At 37.0% G+C, this 16365-nt stretch carries 16 protein-coding genes; 6 read left to right on the top strand and 10 right to left on the bottom strand.

What is annotated here, in order from left to right; genetic code table 11:
- Positions 1-64 precede the first annotated feature (64 nt).
- Together SOM16_RS04645 and SOM16_RS04640 are read right to left on the bottom strand one after the other, a co-directional pair.
- On the bottom strand, positions 65-1156 hold the full coding sequence (locus SOM16_RS04645; RefSeq protein ID WP_320462826.1) for a mannose-1-phosphate guanylyltransferase: 1092 nt from the start codon (positions 1154-1156) through the stop codon (positions 65-67).
- Positions 1157-1170: 14 nt separating this feature from the next.
- Positions 1171-2139 carry a KpsF/GutQ family sugar-phosphate isomerase gene (locus tag SOM16_RS04640; protein ID WP_320462825.1) on the bottom strand — a complete coding sequence of 323 codons (969 nt, stop codon included), beginning with the start codon at positions 2137-2139 and terminating at the stop codon, positions 1171-1173.
- Between the two features lie 91 nt (positions 2140-2230).
- On the opposite strand from SOM16_RS04640, the gene recQ reads away from it, so the two are divergent.
- The 3 genes from recQ (at position 2231) to SOM16_RS04625 (ending at position 6025) form a co-directional block, all read left to right on the top strand.
- The gene (gene recQ, locus SOM16_RS04635) at positions 2231-4423 is read left to right on the top strand and encodes a DNA helicase RecQ (protein WP_320463217.1); all 2193 of its coding nucleotides are present in this window, start codon (positions 2231-2233) and stop codon (positions 4421-4423) included.
- Between the two features lie 70 nt (positions 4424-4493).
- The gene (gene kdsA, locus SOM16_RS04630; protein ID WP_320462824.1) at positions 4494-5306 is read left to right on the top strand and encodes a 3-deoxy-8-phosphooctulonate synthase; all 813 of its coding nucleotides are present in this window, start codon (positions 4494-4496) and stop codon (positions 5304-5306) included.
- Positions 5307-5308: 2 nt separating this feature from the next.
- Complete coding sequence (locus SOM16_RS04625) at positions 5309-6025, top strand: DUF2071 domain-containing protein (protein ID WP_320462823.1); 717 nt, start codon at positions 5309-5311, stop codon at positions 6023-6025.
- An 81-nt stretch (positions 6026-6106) separates the two neighbouring features.
- Here SOM16_RS04625 and SOM16_RS04620 read toward each other — a convergent pair whose 3' ends face one another.
- The 8 genes from SOM16_RS04620 to SOM16_RS04585 all read right to left on the bottom strand — a co-directional run bounded on the left by SOM16_RS04620 (position 6107) and on the right by SOM16_RS04585 (position 14935).
- Positions 6107-7993: an OmpA family protein gene (locus SOM16_RS04620; protein ID WP_320462822.1), complete on the bottom strand. Its 1887-nt coding sequence runs from the start codon at positions 7991-7993 to the stop codon at positions 6107-6109.
- Positions 7994-8030: 37 nt separating this feature from the next.
- A complete protein-coding gene (locus SOM16_RS04615; RefSeq protein WP_320462821.1) occupies positions 8031-8654 on the bottom strand; it encodes a 7-carboxy-7-deazaguanine synthase QueE in 624 nt (207 codons plus the stop codon).
- A gap of 241 nt (positions 8655-8895) precedes the next feature.
- Positions 8896-9318 (bottom strand): PIN domain-containing protein, encoded by a 423-nt coding sequence (locus tag SOM16_RS04610; RefSeq protein ID WP_320462820.1) that lies wholly within the window; start codon positions 9316-9318, stop codon positions 8896-8898.
- Between the two features lie 3 nt (positions 9319-9321).
- Positions 9322-9582 carry a DUF6364 family protein gene (locus SOM16_RS04605; RefSeq protein WP_320462819.1) on the bottom strand — a complete coding sequence of 87 codons (261 nt, stop codon included), beginning with the start codon at positions 9580-9582 and terminating at the stop codon, positions 9322-9324.
- Positions 9583-9711: 129 nt separating this feature from the next.
- A complete protein-coding gene (locus tag SOM16_RS04600; protein WP_320462818.1) occupies positions 9712-10593 on the bottom strand; it encodes a bifunctional 5,10-methylenetetrahydrofolate dehydrogenase/5,10-methenyltetrahydrofolate cyclohydrolase in 882 nt (293 codons plus the stop codon).
- Between the two features lie 74 nt (positions 10594-10667).
- On the bottom strand, positions 10668-12455 hold the full coding sequence (gene lepA, locus SOM16_RS04595) for a translation elongation factor 4 (RefSeq protein ID WP_320462817.1): 1788 nt from the start codon (positions 12453-12455) through the stop codon (positions 10668-10670).
- Positions 12456-12730: 275 nt separating this feature from the next.
- The gene (locus tag SOM16_RS04590) at positions 12731-14155 is read right to left on the bottom strand and encodes an MATE family efflux transporter (protein WP_320462816.1); all 1425 of its coding nucleotides are present in this window, start codon (positions 14153-14155) and stop codon (positions 12731-12733) included.
- A gap of 360 nt (positions 14156-14515) precedes the next feature.
- On the bottom strand, positions 14516-14935 hold the full coding sequence (locus SOM16_RS04585; protein WP_320462815.1) for an acyl-CoA thioesterase: 420 nt from the start codon (positions 14933-14935) through the stop codon (positions 14516-14518).
- Positions 14936-15018: 83 nt separating this feature from the next.
- Between SOM16_RS04585 and SOM16_RS04580 the strand changes: the two genes are divergently transcribed.
- The 3 genes from SOM16_RS04580 to rpsO all read left to right on the top strand — a co-directional run bounded on the left by SOM16_RS04580 (position 15019) and on the right by rpsO (position 16262).
- A complete protein-coding gene (locus SOM16_RS04580) occupies positions 15019-15222 on the top strand; it encodes a hypothetical protein (protein WP_320462814.1) in 204 nt (67 codons plus the stop codon).
- Positions 15223-15231: 9 nt separating this feature from the next.
- Positions 15232-15708, top strand: coding sequence for a hypothetical protein (locus SOM16_RS04575; protein ID WP_320462813.1), 477 nt, complete (start codon positions 15232-15234; stop codon positions 15706-15708).
- A gap of 269 nt (positions 15709-15977) precedes the next feature.
- The gene (gene rpsO, locus SOM16_RS04570; RefSeq protein ID WP_131537188.1) at positions 15978-16262 is read left to right on the top strand and encodes a 30S ribosomal protein S15; all 285 of its coding nucleotides are present in this window, start codon (positions 15978-15980) and stop codon (positions 16260-16262) included.
- The last annotated feature ends 103 nt before the right edge of the window (positions 16263-16365 follow it).

Raw genomic sequence — 16365 nt, 5'->3', positions numbered from 1 at the left:
ATAAAAAGCATAAAAAAGCTGAATCGTTTAGTATAATATCTCTAAACGATTCAGCTTTTTATTTTTAGATAAATTTATTTCCAAAACGGGATTTCACTTCAGCTACAAATTCCTTAACTCTTTGCTCTTCATTTCTTGGGCAAATCATCAACATATTGTTGTTCTCTACCACAATAAAATCGTGTAATCCATTCAGAATTACCAATTTATCCTTTGGTACATTGACCATACAGTTCGAAGAATCGAACATGATTACTTGTTCTGAAGGAATTACCGCATTACCTACGTAATCTTTATCAGCCATTTCATAAATCGATGCCCATGTTCCAAGATCCGACCAGCCGAAGTCTGATGGCAAAACATATACATTATCCGCCTTTTCCATAATACCAAAGTCGATGGAAATATTTGTGCACTGGAAATAAGCATTATTGATAAATTCTTTTTCACCGTCTTTGTTTAATTCAGATCGGCCAATATTGAAAATTTCGTACATATCTGGTAAATGCCTTTCAAAAGCACTTAATATCGCACGTGCCGACCAGATAAAGATACCTGCATTCCACAAGAAATCTCCACTTTGAATAAATGATTTAGCTAATTCTAAATTCGGTTTTTCAGTGAAGGTTTTTACTTTGTGTAAATCAGTATCCGTATTTAATACATGATCTGTATGTTGAATGTAGCCATAACCAGTATCAGGACGGTTAGGTTTAATTCCTAGCGTGATCAAGCAATCGTTTTTAGAAGCTGCTGATAATGACTGTTCAATAGAATCAATAAATCCGTCGAGGTCAGCAATGGTATGGTCTGATGGTGCCACAACGATAGTTGCATTCGGATTAAGTTCTGCAATTTTAAAACTACCGTAAGCAATACAAGGACCGGTATTTCTCATTAAAGGCTCTGCCAGGATCTGGTTGTCACCTATATCTGGAAGTTGTTCTTTAATTAATGCCGAATAGATATCGTTGGTTACGATAAAGATGTTTTCAGGCGGACAGATTTTTAGAAATCTTTCATATGTACTTTGAATCAACGTTTTGCCAACGCCGAAAAAATCTATAAACTGTTTTGGGTATTCTGTTCTACTAACGGGCCAAAATCGACTTCCGACTCCGCCTGCCATAATAAGTGCGTAGTAATCTTTATTCATTTTATATTTAAATGTTACACAATCCCTTCATTCAGGAGATCATGTAGATGGATTATTCCAAAGTAAGTATTTTGTTCTAACACTAGCAACTGTGTAATGTTATTTTCCTTAATTATGTGTAGTGCATCAACCGCAAGTGAGTCATATTGTATACTTTTGGGCAGCCTGCCCATGATGTCTTCTGCTTTTAATCCTACAATCGATCCATTGTTCTCGAGCATTCTACGGATATCACCATCGGTAATTACACCAACCACATGATTCTCGGTATCAACAACAGCTACCGCACCTAAACGGTTTTTACTAATTTCTATTAAAACATCTTTAACCGGGGCGGATGGACTGATGGCTGGTTTTTCATTGGTTGAAGCGAGATCGCCAGCTTTTAGATATAGTTTTTTGCCTAATGAGCCACCTGGATGATACTTGGCAAAATCAGATTCATTAAATTCCCGGCATTCTAACAGGCAAATGGCTAGCGCATCTCCCAAAGCTAGTTGAGCAGTGGTACTGGTGGTTGGTGCCAGGTTATGCGGACAAGCTTCTTTCTCAAACGCAGTGTTAAGAATTAAGTGCGCTTGTTCTGCCAAAAATGAACCCAATTCGCCTACCATTCCAATTAAAATATTTCCGGCAGATTTTAATAAAGGAACCAATACTTTAATTTCAGGTGTATTGCCACTTTTGGATAGACAAATAATTACATCTTTCCGTTGAATCATTCCCAGGTCGCCATGTATCGCGTCTGCAGCATGCATAAAAATTGCGGGCGTTCCGGTAGAATTAAATGTGGCTACAATCTTCTGCGCAATGATTGCACTTTTACCTATCCCAGTCACAATTACGCGGCCTTCGCAGGTTAAAATTGTAGATACTACCTTTTCAAAATCGTCGTTTAGATTCTTTGCAACATTCAATATTGCTGCTGATTCGAGTTCTAATGTACTTATAGCCGACTGGAGAATATATTTTTTACTTTTCAAAGAGAAAATAATTGTTTTTTGATACTTGAAATTCTTGTAAAATTATGTTATTTTGGATAGAAAAATAGCATCGCATATTTTATTACACAAAATGGACGTGAAAAAGTCGTTATTTGATAACCTGCAAAATTTCTTCGGGTTTGATAATTTCAAAGGTGATCAGGAGTCGATCATAACAAATATTTTAGAGGGCAATAACACTTTTGTGATCATGCCAACGGGCGGAGGGAAGTCTATTTGCTATCAATTACCAGCGCTAATGAGTGAAGGAACGGCAATTGTGATTTCGCCGCTCATCGCATTAATGAAAAACCAGGTGGACCAGTTACGGGCCTTTGGTGGAAATGATAGTATTGCTCATTTTCTCAACTCATCCTTAAACAAATCAGAAATTACGCAGGTAAAATCCGATTTGCTCAGCGGGCAAACCAAACTTTTATACGTTGCGCCAGAATCTTTAGCCAAACAAGATAATATTGAGTTTTTAAATTTAATAAAAATCTCTTTTGTAGCTGTGGATGAGGCACATTGTATTTCTGAGTGGGGCCATGACTTTAGACCTGAATACCGGAAAATAAAGCAAGTAATTGGTGGCTTAGGGGATAATATTCCAATTATCGCACTTACGGCTACGGCAACTCCAAAGGTTCAGCATGATATTATGAAGAACCTGGGCATGTCTGAAGCCACCTTATTTAAATCTTCATTTAACAGGCCAAATCTTTTTTATGAAATCCGCCCAAAGCGTGATATTAATAAAGAAATTATCAAATACATTAAATCCAATCCAGGTAAATCCGGAATCATATATTGCCTGAGCCGTAAAAAGGTGGAGGAAGTTGCTGAAGCTTTAAATCTGAATGGAATCAGTGCCTTGCCTTACCATGCAGGTTTAGATCCAAAGGTTAGGGCAGAAACGCAGGATAAATTTTTGATGGAAGATGCGGAGGTAATCGTAGCAACGATTGCTTTCGGTATGGGAATCGATAAACCTGATGTTCGTTTTGTCATTCATCACGACGTGCCAAAAAGCATGGAAGGCTATTACCAGGAAACAGGTAGAGCTGGCCGAGATGGCGGAGAAGGAATTTGTATTGCTTTTTACGCCCAAAAAGATGTAGATAAGCTGGCTAAATTTATGAAAGATAAGCCAGTGTCAGAACGAGAGATTGGTACTCAGATACTAAAAGAAGTGATCGATTATGCAGAGTCTGGTGTTTGTCGCCGGAAGCAAATCCTTCATTATTTTGGAGAAAACTTTAACGAAACAGGTTGCAATTGCATGTGTGATAATTGCAAGAAACCTAAAAAACAATTTGATGCTGAAGAGCAGCTGTCTACTTTATTAAAGTTTATTCAAAAAACAGATGAAAAGTTTGACGATGCGCACTTATTGAATGTTTTTCTTGGCTTGGAAACTGCTCAAACCATTGCTTATGAACACAGTAAGGTACCGGAGTTCGGAATTGGTAAGGAAGAGGGCATTCTTCTCTGGAAATCGGTAATCCGCCAGGCTGTTTTGAATAATTATCTCTTTAAGGATATCGACAATTATGGCTTATTAAAACTTACCAAACAAGGGAAAGATTTTATCATCAATCCATATAGCTTAAAGTTTATTTTAAACGAGCCCATTATTGAAACTGGTGCGGAGGATGATGATGACGACGTTAAACAAGGATCTGGCGCATTAGATACCCATTTATTACAACTGCTTAAGGACTTGCGCAAGAAAATTGCCAAGCAAAAAAGTGTACCACCGTTTGTTGTTTTTCAGGATCCGTCTCTTGAGGAAATGTGTACGCATTATCCGATTACTTCTGAAGAATTGAAGCAGATCTCAGGGGTTGGTTCGGGCAAAGCAATGAAATTCGGGACGCCATTTATCGAATTGATAAAAAAATATGTAGAGGATAACGATATTGAACGTCCGATTGATTTGATTATCAAAACGCAGGCGAACAAATCGCAGATGAAGGTTTCTATTATTCAGAATATCGACAGACAAATCGGTTTAGAGGATATAGCCGATTCTAAAGGCATTACCTACGAGGAGATTTTAAAGGAGGTAGAGTCAATTGTGAACTCTGGAACAAAACTTAATCTCAACTATTTTATTGATGAAGTAATTGATGATGACAGACAAGATGAGGTTTTCGATTATTTTAGAGCTGCTGAAAATGATTCTATTGATGAAGCGCTGAATGAGCTCGGTGAAACGGATTACACACGTGAGGAAATTCAATTGATGCGAATTAAATTTATGTCGGAACTAGGAAATTAAAATTAAATGGAGAGAATAGATAAGGTTTTTAGGCGATAGCTTTCTGAATCTCACCTCTCACATCACTACTATGCTAAACTATTTAGATAAAATAAAACATACCGAATCTGGAAACTTCTTTTTAATGGCTGGTCCATGCGCAATTGAAGGCGAAGATATTGCATTACGTATTGCCGAAAAGATTATTTCGATTACTGACAAGCTTAAAATTCCATACATTTTTAAAGGTTCATACCGCAAAGCAAATCGCAGTAAAGGAAGTTCTTTTACAGGCATTGGCGATGAAAAAGCCTTGCGTATTCTAGAAAGAATTGGTCGTGAGTTTGGCGTTCCAACCGTTACAGATATTCACGAAAGTGATGAAGCGGCCATGGCTGCTGCCTACGTAGACGTATTACAGATTCCAGCATTTCTTTGTCGCCAAACAGACCTCTTAATAGCTGCCGCACACACCGGTAAAGTGGTAAATGTTAAAAAAGGGCAATTCCTTTCTGCAGGTTCAATGAAATTTGCGGTAGAAAAAATAAAAGAGGCAGGTAACGATAAGGTGATTTTAACGGATAGGGGCAATACCTTTGGTTACCAGGATCTGATTGTAGATTATCGGGGCTTACCAGAAATGCAAAGTTTTGGTGTGCCGGTAGTGATGGATTGTACGCATTCTTTACAACAACCTAATCAAAGCAGTGGCGTAACCGGTGGTAAACCAGAACTGATATCTACCATTGCGAAAGCGGCGATTGCCGTAGGTGCGGATGGTTTATTTATTGAAACCCACCCTGATCCGGCAAACGCAAAATCTGATGGTGCAAACATGTTGCATTTAGATCTGTTGGAAGAAACGCTAGTTAAATTGATCAGAGTGCGACAAGCAATTTTATAATCTTGGCTAAATCAAAAGTGTTCCTCACCGCCGAATGGCGAAAACTTGCTTTAGCGCAATATGAGGTAGAAAAATCCATTCTTGAAAAGTACCTTCCACCAAATACAGTATTGGATGATTGGCAAGGAAAGTATTATGTTAGCCTCGTTGGTTTTATGTTTCTGGATGTAAAGCTTCGTGGATTTCGCATTCCTTTTCATACCAATTTTGAAGAAGTGAATCTGCGATTCTATGTGAAATATAAAGACGGACTTGAATGGAAACGTGGTGCCGTTTTCATACAGGAAATTGTGCCTTTGCCTGCGATCACATTAGTTGCCAATACCATTTACAAAGAAAAATACAAGACATTGTCCATGAAACATCTGTGGACATTTCAGGGTGATCAGCTTCAGGTAGAATATCTGTGGAAAACAAAAGAATGGAATAGTTTTGCTGTTAAAACATCTTCACAGGCAATGGAAATTCCAATTGGGAGTGAAGAGGAATTTATAACCGAACACTATTGGGGATATACTAAACTAGGCCTTAACAGAACATCGGAGTATGGTGTACAACATCCACGCTGGCAAGTTTATCCAGTGGAAAGCTATACCATTAAAGCTGATTTTCGAGAAAACTACGGCGAGGATTTCGCAAACCTTAACCATGTTGAGCCAGATTCAGTAATCTTAGCAGAAGGATCAGAAATTAGCGTAATGGCAGGAAGAAAATTTTAATATGTTTCTACTGGCTGCCTGTTATCTCTAAATAATCCTGCAGCTCTTGTTAATTCATCTCCAAATTGATAGGTGAAGAGCTTAGACTTTCGTAATTACAAATGCCGTTCTTCGGTTATTTTTTCTTCCAGTTTCAGTTGAATTATCTGCAACTGGCTTTGTGGCGCCAAAGCCTTTAAAAGACAATCGTTTCTGATCTATTTCATTTTTAATCAAATAACTGTAGACCGCATTGGCCCGATTAAGGGATAATTTCTCATTTAGCTTATCATCGCCAACATTATCAGTATGGCCTTGAATTTCGATATGGACACTTGGATTTTGCTGTAAGAAATCAATCAGGAGATCCAACTCACGTACTGAAGCTGGTAAAAGGTTGAATTTATTGGTGTCAAAAAATATATTTCGTAAGGTCACATTACCACCCGGTTTTATCTTTTCTATAAATACTTCAACCTGGTAAGGTTTATTGATGTCACCTTGTTTCAACTCAAAATTTTCTGAGTAAAACATATACCCATCTGCATTCACATTAAATAGATAATTGCTACCAACAGGCATCACCGCTAGAAATTGTCCGGTTTCAGGATCAGTATAGTCATCAAAAACTGGCTTGTTGGTTTTTAAATCAATTACCTGAACATTACTTTCGATAGTTTTTTTGGTATCCTTATCTTTTACAATGCCTTTAACATAATTAATTTTAAGTGGTTTAGCGATTTCAGGGATGCCAAAACGATAAATATCCTGGACACCAAAACCATTTTTCAAATTAGAAGAAAACATACCGAAATTTCCATCCGCACTTACGATCAGGCCATTTTCATCTTCATAAGAATTAATTGGGTAGCCCATATTTGTTGGCTTGCTGAATTTTCCATTTTCATCCAGCCTACTGTAGAAAATATCCTTGTGGCCAAATCCAGGCCAGCCATCAGATGAAAAGTATAGGGTTCTACCATCTGCGTGCAAAAATGGTGTATTTTCATCAAATGGGGTATTTATCTCTATACCTAAGTTTATTGCAGGTCCCCATTTAGCATCATCTGTAATGGTGCTCTTCCAAATATCATAGCCTCCAGATCCGCCCGGGCGATTACTGATAAAATATAATGTTCTTCCGTCTGGACTAATGGCAGGTTGTGATTCCCAGTATTCTGAATTTACAGGCTTACCCACATTGTATGGTTCACCCCAATCCTTACCTTCCCGATGTGAAACGTAAATATCACATCTACCTAACCCATCAGGGCGGTTACAACCAGTGAAAAATAAATACTTTCCATCCGGAGATATGGTTTGGGCACCTTCGTTATATTTTAGGGTATTAATTTTAGAAGAAAGGGGAGTTGCTTCTGCCCATACTTCATTTTTATATTGCGACGTCCAGAAATCTTCATTGCCTCCAATTTGCCGGGTAAAAATGAGTGTTTCTCCATCTGCTGTTAGTGCCGGAAAGTATTCTGCATCTGCAGTGTTTACGCCTTTGCCAAGGTTAGTTGGTGTATATTTTACAGGTTTGTTAATGGCAGCGAATGCAAAGTTACAATCGACCAGGTATTTTTTCGCTCTTTGAGCTCGCGCTGAGGAATCATCCTGCATGAGGAAATCGGTAAAATGCTTTTTTGCCTTTTCAAATTCCTGTGTTGCAAACTCAGTTTCTGCCAAGCTATAAATTACTGCTGGCGAAATATTTGCGTTAATTAAAATTGACTTTTGATAGCTGGCTTTGGCCTCAGTATATTTTTTCTGAAGCTTTTGTACATCAGCCAGGAGAATATAAGCACGCTGAAACAAAGGATCTGCTTCTACTGCACTTTTTAATAGCGGTTCGGCAGCTGGGTAATCCAATTTTGCTACCAACGAACCCGCATGTTCGAAAAAATTCTGAGCTTTTTTATTATTTGATGCCTGGGCGAAAACGCTAAGACTGATTAAAGTTAAAAATAGGGAGAAGTAAAACCTCATAGACAAAACATTGGTTATTAAGCTAATGTATTGTTTTTTAAGGAATATTTAAAAATTTATGTGTCTGTAAAGAAATTTCCCATTTTGGATTCGCCATTACGTATTCAATAATCATTGGTGTGATTTCTTTTGATTTAGACCATTCTGGCTGTAAATATAATTTGCAGGTAGGAGATACCATTGCTGCGTATTCCTCCGCCCATTTAAAATCGCTTTTATTAAAAACAATTACCTTCAACTCATGAGCAAATAGCGTAATATCTGGACGAGGAGCCTTAAACTTTTTGGGCGATAGACAGATCCAATCCCAGTTTCCTGAAAGTGGATAAGCACCAGAAGTTTCAATAAAGGTTAAAATTCCTCTTTCCTTTAGCTTATTCGTCAAATAATCAAGGTTGTAAATCAGTGGTTCACCACCAGTAATTACGACAGCTTTTCCGGGAAATTTATCTGCATTATCTACGATTACATCAGATTGTGTGAGCGGATGCATTTCTGCATCCCAGCTTTCTTTTACATCACACCAGTGGCAACCCACATCGCAACCGCCTAAACGAATAAAATATGCCGCTTTTCCAGTGTTAAATCCTTCGCCCTGTATCGTATAGAACTCTTCCATTAAAGGAAGTAATGTGCCGTCTTCTGGTATAAATTGTTTCATTTTTGAGGATGCAAATATCTTAAAAAAATATGATGGAGTTGTGCCTCGCTCAAAATTTAATCGAAAGATGAAATAAGCCTGATATATAAGTTATTGAATGGTCATCAGGTTAGTGTGAAGGTGATATGCTTTATGCTTATATTTTCTTGATATGATATGGGCTAAAGCTTAAGAGTAATTCAAATATCAATTTTCATGTTGACAGTTATTAATTTGTTATAATTGGTTTGAACAAACTGTGTTAATTTAACAAATGTCTTTTAAAAAAATCCTGACAGTTCAAGACTTCGATATCTGAGAAATAGAAATCTTCAATATCTTCGGTAATGATGCATTTGCACCCATGTTCTTGAGCGGCATGGTATTCAAGGCCATCTTCAAAATCATGAATTCTTTTATTCAATAAAGTATCTGAAACTCCTCTTGATAAATTTTCTGCAATTTTTACATGCTGACAAATTAAATTAATCTTTTGTTTAGCCAACACACTACCGTGTTTCTTTTCGGCGAAATAAAATGCAATTGCTAAACAAAGGGGGGAGGTGTAAACTTCAAATTTTGGATGTGATGCTAAACTTAAAATCCTTGAAGAATAGGTGAAGACCGGATATTCTTTATTAAGCACTGAAACTAAAACATTTGCATCTAGAAAAATTCTGAGCATAGCTTATTTCTTAGACGAGAAGAATTCATCTTTAGATGATTTACGACTCGGCTTTACTGTTCTTTTATATTCTACTTCGCCTTCTGCGACCATATTCACCCAATCACTAATGGGATAATCCTCTAAAGATTTGTATTCAGTAGCAGTTACCTGCGTTAGTAAATGCTCAATCAAGCGAGATAAACTAATATTGTTATCAGCAGCATATTTTTTCGCTTTGTTAACCACATCCTGATTAAAGCTTAAAGTAAGTTTTGCATCCATCACATTTGAAATTATACACAAATATAATAATTTACGTATAAATTTTAATAGTATTACGTAATGAAAAATTCTAAAAAAAAAGCAATTCCATTCAGAATTGCTTTAAATACATTTATGATATTAATTACCTTAAGGATAAATCTCTTTCCTGGCCGAAGCAAGTGTGTTTTTTAAGAGTCCAACAATGGTCATTAAACCAACACCTCCAGGAACTGGCGTAATGTAGGATGCTTTCGGAGCTACATTTTCAAAATCAACATCTCCATACAATTTGAAGCCCGATTTAGTTTCTGTTGAAGACTCGCGGTTAATACCAACGTCGATGATAATTGCACCTGGCTTAACCATATCTGCGGTTACAAAGTTCTTCTTACCGATAGCGGCAATAATGATATCTGCCTGTAGTACCTGCTCTTTTAAATCTTTAGTGCGAGAGTGAGTAAGGGTTACAGTACAATTACCAGGGTTGGCATTGCGTGCCATTAAAATACTCATTGGGCTGCCAACGATATTACTTCTACCTACTACAACACAGTGCATTCCTGTCGTGTCGATACCGTACTCTTGCAACATCAATAAAATACCATAAGGCGTTGCCGGAATAAAGCAAGGTAGGTTACGCATCATCCTGCCCAAATTTACAGGGTGGAAACCATCTACATCTTTACGGTGATCAATTGTTTCAGTTACTTTTTCAGGATCAATATGTTTTGGCAACGGCAGTTGAACAATTAATCCATCAACATCAGCATCTTGATTAATCTCTTCAATTTTTGCAAGAAGTTCTGCTTCAGTTACTGAGTTATCATATCTGTGAAGTGAAGATTTAAAGCCCACTTTCTCACAGTTTTTCATTTTGCTGGCTACGTAAGTTTCGCTACCACCATCGTTACCAACTAAAATAGCAACAAGATGAGGTTTTCTTCCCGTATTGCTTAAAAATTCAGCAGCTTCTTCAGCAATCTGAACTTTAATTTTTTCTGATACGTGTTTTCCGTCTAATAATTTCATTGTCAAAGTATTAAGTATTAAGTATCTAGATTAGTAGTTATCTTGCTACTTGATACTCATATCTTGATTTTATTTTAATCCAACTTCAAAACTGCCATAAATGCACTTTGTGGAATTTCTACGTTTCCGACCTGGCGCATACGCTTTTTACCTTTTTTCTGCTTTTCTAATAACTTACGTTTACGAGAGATATCACCACCATAACATTTAGCGGTTACGTCTTTACGTAAGGCACTAAGGGTTTCGCGAGCAATAACTTTAGCGCCGATAGAAGCCTGTATTTTAATTTCAAACTGTTGTCGAGGAATTAATTCTCTTAATTTTTCACAGATTTTCTTTCCAAAATCGTAGGCATTGCTTCGGTGAATTAAGGATGATAAGGCATCAACCGGTTCTTCATTTAATAATAAATCCAAACGTACCAAATCCGATTTACGGTAACCAATTTGATGATAATCGAAGGATGCATAACCTTTAGAAATCGTTTTTAATTTATCATAAAAATCAAATACAATTTCAGCCATTGGCATTTCAAAAATTAACTCAACCCGATCAGAAGTTAAATAAGATTGATTAATAATTGTTCCTCTTTTCTGAATACAAAGAGACATTACAGGACCAACAAATTCAGCCTTGGTAATAATATTTGCTTTAATAAAAGGCTCTTCAACCGAATCCAACTTACTTGGATCTGGTAAATCGGATGGATTATTTACAATAAATTCATCGCCTTTCGTGGTGTGTGCAATATAGGATACGTTGGGAACTGTAGTGATCACTGTCATATCGAATTCGCGTTCTAAACGCTCCTGAACGATTTCCATGTGCAACATGCCCAAAAATCCGCAACGGAAACCAAAGCCCAGAGCTGCAGAACTTTCGGGTTCAAAAACAATGGACGCATCATTCAATTGCAGCTTGTGCATCGCCTCACGCAATTCTTCGTATTCATCAGTATCAACAGGGTAAATACCCGCAAACACCATTGGTTTAACCTCTTCAAATCCTTGAATAGAATCCAAAGAAGGACGATCTACAGTGGTAATGGTATCACCAACTTTTACCTCGCGTGCTTCTTTAATACCTGAAATAATGTAACCTACATCGCCAGTTTTTACCACACCTCTAGGAGACATATCTAATTTAAGAATGCCAACCTCATCTGCAAGGTATTGTTTTCCAGTATTGATGAATTTTACTTTATCACCTTTTTTAATCTCGCCGTTTACCACTTTATAATAAGCAATAATTCCTCGGAACGAATTAAAAACTGAATCAAAAATTAAGGCTTGTAACGGTGCTTCAGGGTCGCCAACAGGAGCAGGAACACGATCCACAATAGCTTGAATAATATCAGGAATACCTAATCCTGTTTTACCTGAAGCTGGAATAATGTCTTCGCGCTTACAACCAATTAAATCAATAATCTGATCTTTCACTTCCTCAGGCATTGCCCCAGGCAAATCCATTTTATTTAAAATCGGTATAATTTCAAGATCGTGTTCTAACGCCAGGTATAAATTTGAAATGGTCTGAGCCTGAATTCCTTGTGAAGCATCTACGATTAATAAAGCACCTTCGCAGGCGGCTATAGATCTAGAAACTTCATACGAAAAATCTACGTGTCCGGGTGTATCAATTAAGTTAAAATTGTATTCAATATCACCAACTTTGTAGTTCATTTGTATGGCGTGACTTTTAATCGTGATGCCACGCTCACGCTCTAAATCCATGTTATCAAGCAATTGCGCCTGCGCCTCACGCTTCGAAATCGTCTCAGTATATTCTAATAACCTATCGGCTAGTGTACTCTTTCCGTGGTCAATATGTGCAATAATGCAAAAATTACGTATATGCTTCATCTTTGCGCAAAGATATAGTTTTTAAGGTAATTTTTAATCTAGAAAATATCCACCCGAAGCGCTTTGATTTGAAAAGCAAAAACAGTGGATATTCGGTTGTGCCATTACTGCTTTTCGTTGCTCGGATGCACATTTGTTTTTTGCCACAGAAACACAGAAATTATCCTATAAGAAAGTTGATTTATTTGCGAGAAAGCTTTTTTTACAAAATATTCAAATTCAATCACCTGTAAATCCGTGTTTCCATGGCTGGTTATTTTTATGTTTTTTTCGGCTTAAACCATTGTTTTCTTCCATTTACCTTTTTTAAATAAAATAAAAGCTGCAATGGCAATACCAACTTCTGCAGTTGGAATAGCAATAAAGACTCCGGTCGGCCCCATGTCTAAATACTTCGCCAGGAAGTAGGCTAAGGGAATCTGAAACAGCCAAAAGGCAAAAATATTGATTTTTGTAGGCGTCCAGGTATCGCCTGCTCCATTAAAAGCGCTTGTTAAAACCATGCCCAGCCCATAAATGATAAAACCTATACTCAGGATTTTTAGCGCACGACTGGCTATTTCAATTACTTTTTCATCGGAAGTGAAAAATGTAGCGAACAGATGACCACAGGTTAAGAAAAGCACCGTGACAACTGCCATAAAAACAAAAATGTACTTCATGGTTTGAAAGACAGATTTCTCAGCCCGATCAACATGTCCGGCGCCAAGGTTTTGGCCAACCAAAGTTGCAGCTGCATTACTTAATCCCCAGGCTGGTAATAAGAAAAACATCATCAATCTCAAGGCAGTCTGATAACCTGCAGATCCTTCATCGCCACCAGTGGTTGCGACTAACTCTGCCAGGAATACCCAACTACAACTTGCGATAACAAATTGAAAAATGGCGGGAGCTGCTATCTTGATAATTGCTTTAATCTGTTTCAAATCCGGTATAAAATGACTAATCCTAATTTTTAATGCATTTTTACCATTGAATAAATTATAGAGCTGATAGCTTACGCCCAAACCTCTGCCGATTGTAGTAGCAATGGCAGCTCCCGTTAAACCAAATGCAGGTATCGGACCAAAACCATTAATAAAAATAGGGCAGAGGATGATGTTGGCAATATTGGCAATCCACAAACTTCGCATCGCAATTGCAGCATTTCCTGCACCACGAAATATTCCATTGATCAAGAAAAGTAAAACAATAATGATGCTTCCACCAATCATAATGCGGGTAAAAGTTGCACCATGATCAGCAGTTTCTGTAGAAGCCCCCATAACTAGCAAAATGTCTCTTGCATAAATTAACCCGAGAGTAGTGATCAAAAGATTAATCACTACTGCTATAATAATGGTTTGCATACCTGCCCTCGAGGCTGCTTCAGGATTTTTCTCACCGATTCTTCTTGCCACAACTGCCGTTGCCGCCATACTTAAGCCGATAGCAAGCGAATAAATAATAGTTAGAACAGATTCAGTTAATCCAACAGTCTGGATCGCATGGCTACTGTTTTCGAGGTGACCTACAAAATATAAGTCAACCAATGCAAATACAGACTCCATGGCCATTTCCAGCATCATTGGAATAGCTAAGAGAATAATTGCCCGTTTAATTGTTATGGAGGTCAAATCTACTTCGTTGCCCTTTAGCGATTGTACTAAAAGATCAAAAAATGATGATAGTTTGCCTCGTGTCTTTGTTGACTCTGACATATCGTAAAAAATAAAAGAAATGAATAGACTAAAAAGATACGTTCGAGCGTATCCGTATAAATAAAAGAGGGAAGGAAATCCTAGGTTGGTTAGAACCTGAAATGGATTGCAGATACTATCATGACAATGGTTTTTTTGATAGCGCAAAGATAGCTAAAATTTTGAATTGTCAAGTTTTGATAACTGATTTCAAGGGGTTGATTAATTTATTTGCCACGGAAACACGAAATCACGGAATTAAGACTTTATTGCGATTGCTATTATTTTATCGTGATAAGTTCGGTTGGTGGGGGATAAACAAAAAGGTGCAGGTTTCAGAGATTTCGCCATTTAGGTTAAAAAAAGGTTTAAACTTGCTTACTAAATACTATACGCCTTAATCATTTCTTCAGTAACCTTTGTTCCCCTACTGGTATTTAAATCAATTAACACATAATCAAATATGCCATCGGAGGCAACCTTACCCGTTTTTTTGTTAATAATTTCAAACTGAACGGCACAGCCCTTTTCGTTCATTGTTAAAATTCCAGTTCTAATCAACATTAAATCATTCATCAGAAGCGGACGTTTAAACTTGATATCAACGCGGCTTACTACCCAGCCTAAACCTAGTTTGGTAAAATGTTCCCATGGCATTCCATAGAATTTTTCCATTTGCTCATAGCGTGCAGCCAATACATAGTCCAAATATTTGCTGTTATGAACATGGTTAAACATGTCTATATCATCAGGGCGTACACGGAGTTCGCTTTCGAAAATGCTGAATTGATTCTTTTCCAAAGGGTAAATGTTTTGTGCAAAAGTATAAGATATATTTACGTCATTACATCTTTACGTCACAAATTTCGTATTTTTGATATGAAATGGGAAAGCTTAAATTATATGATACTTCAATTCCACGTGAATTAATCGCTCAAGAGCGTGAAAGTGTCTATTTGAGCCGTACTCCGGAGCAACGTTTTTTTAGCGTGTTACGTTTAAATCATATTTCAATGGCTATGAACGGCGGGAAGCCCTTAAAATCTCCTCAAGGTAAAGGCCTTGTAATTCGTAAGCTAATTATATAGTTTCTTAATATGTCTTTTGATAAAGAAAATCCAGAAATGCTTTTGCTATTAGAAACGTTTCAACAGTTCGATCTACGTTATCTGATTGTAGGTGGATTTGCCGTTAACCGTTATGGTTATAACCGTACCACAGGAGACCTGGATATTTATCTGAAAGATACAAAGGAAAACAGGCAAAATTTAATTTATTCGCTGGATAAAATGGGGTATGGAAAATACGACATGTTATTAGATGTTCCGATTATTGCAGGGTATTGCGAAGTGATGATGGACGATGGGATGTACGCAGATTTAATGACTGATATTCCTGGGTTAGACAAACAAAAATTTGATGAGTATTTTGAAATGGCCACTGTTGATGAAATAAATGGTATTAAAGCAAGGTTTCTTCACTATAGCCATCTTCTGGATAACAAAAGAGCAACCAATAGACCTAAGGATCAATTAGATGTTTTGGAGTTAGAACGAATTAATAAAAGAAACTAAGTTGGTATATAGCATATTCACTTAACTTAGTGGTGTACTATTTAGTTTACTGATGATAACACGCGCTTTGCTTAGTAAACTTACCTAAAAGATTGTAGGGAACGGGAGATAAAGAAGCCTGCAAAACAAAACTTTATTATTCAAACAATATCTGGAGTCAATTTAAAAATTAAGTGCTTAAACAATTAATCATACTTTGTTAATACGTTAAAAAAACTTTATCTTTGCCGCATTATTAATTAATTTATACACTTTAATATTATTCAAGAATGTATTTAAGTACAGAAAAGAAAGCCGAAATTTTTAAAACACACGGCGAAGTAGAAACTAACACAGGTTCTGCTGAAGGTCAGGTAGCGTTGTTTACATACCGTATTGCGCACTTAACAGAACACTTAAAGAAAAATCGTAAAGATTTCTCTACTCAGTTGTCACTTCAAAAATTGGTAGGTAAACGCCGCGGTATTTTGGCTTACTTATACAAAAAAGATATTGAGCGCTATCGTGCTATCATCAAAGCTTTATCGCTTCGTGATATCATTAAACAAAAATAAGCGTAATGTTATCAACAAAAGCCATTCTTTAGAGAATGGCTTTTTACTTTTCCCTTTAAATTTTTTTAGGGAATTATTACAGATAGGGTTTTAAATCTTATCT

The organism is Pedobacter sp. CFBP9032 (genome assembly GCF_034045265.1).
Taxonomy (GTDB): domain Bacteria; phylum Bacteroidota; class Bacteroidia; order Sphingobacteriales; family Sphingobacteriaceae; genus Pedobacter.
This window is presented reverse-complemented; position numbering and strand designations above follow the sequence as displayed.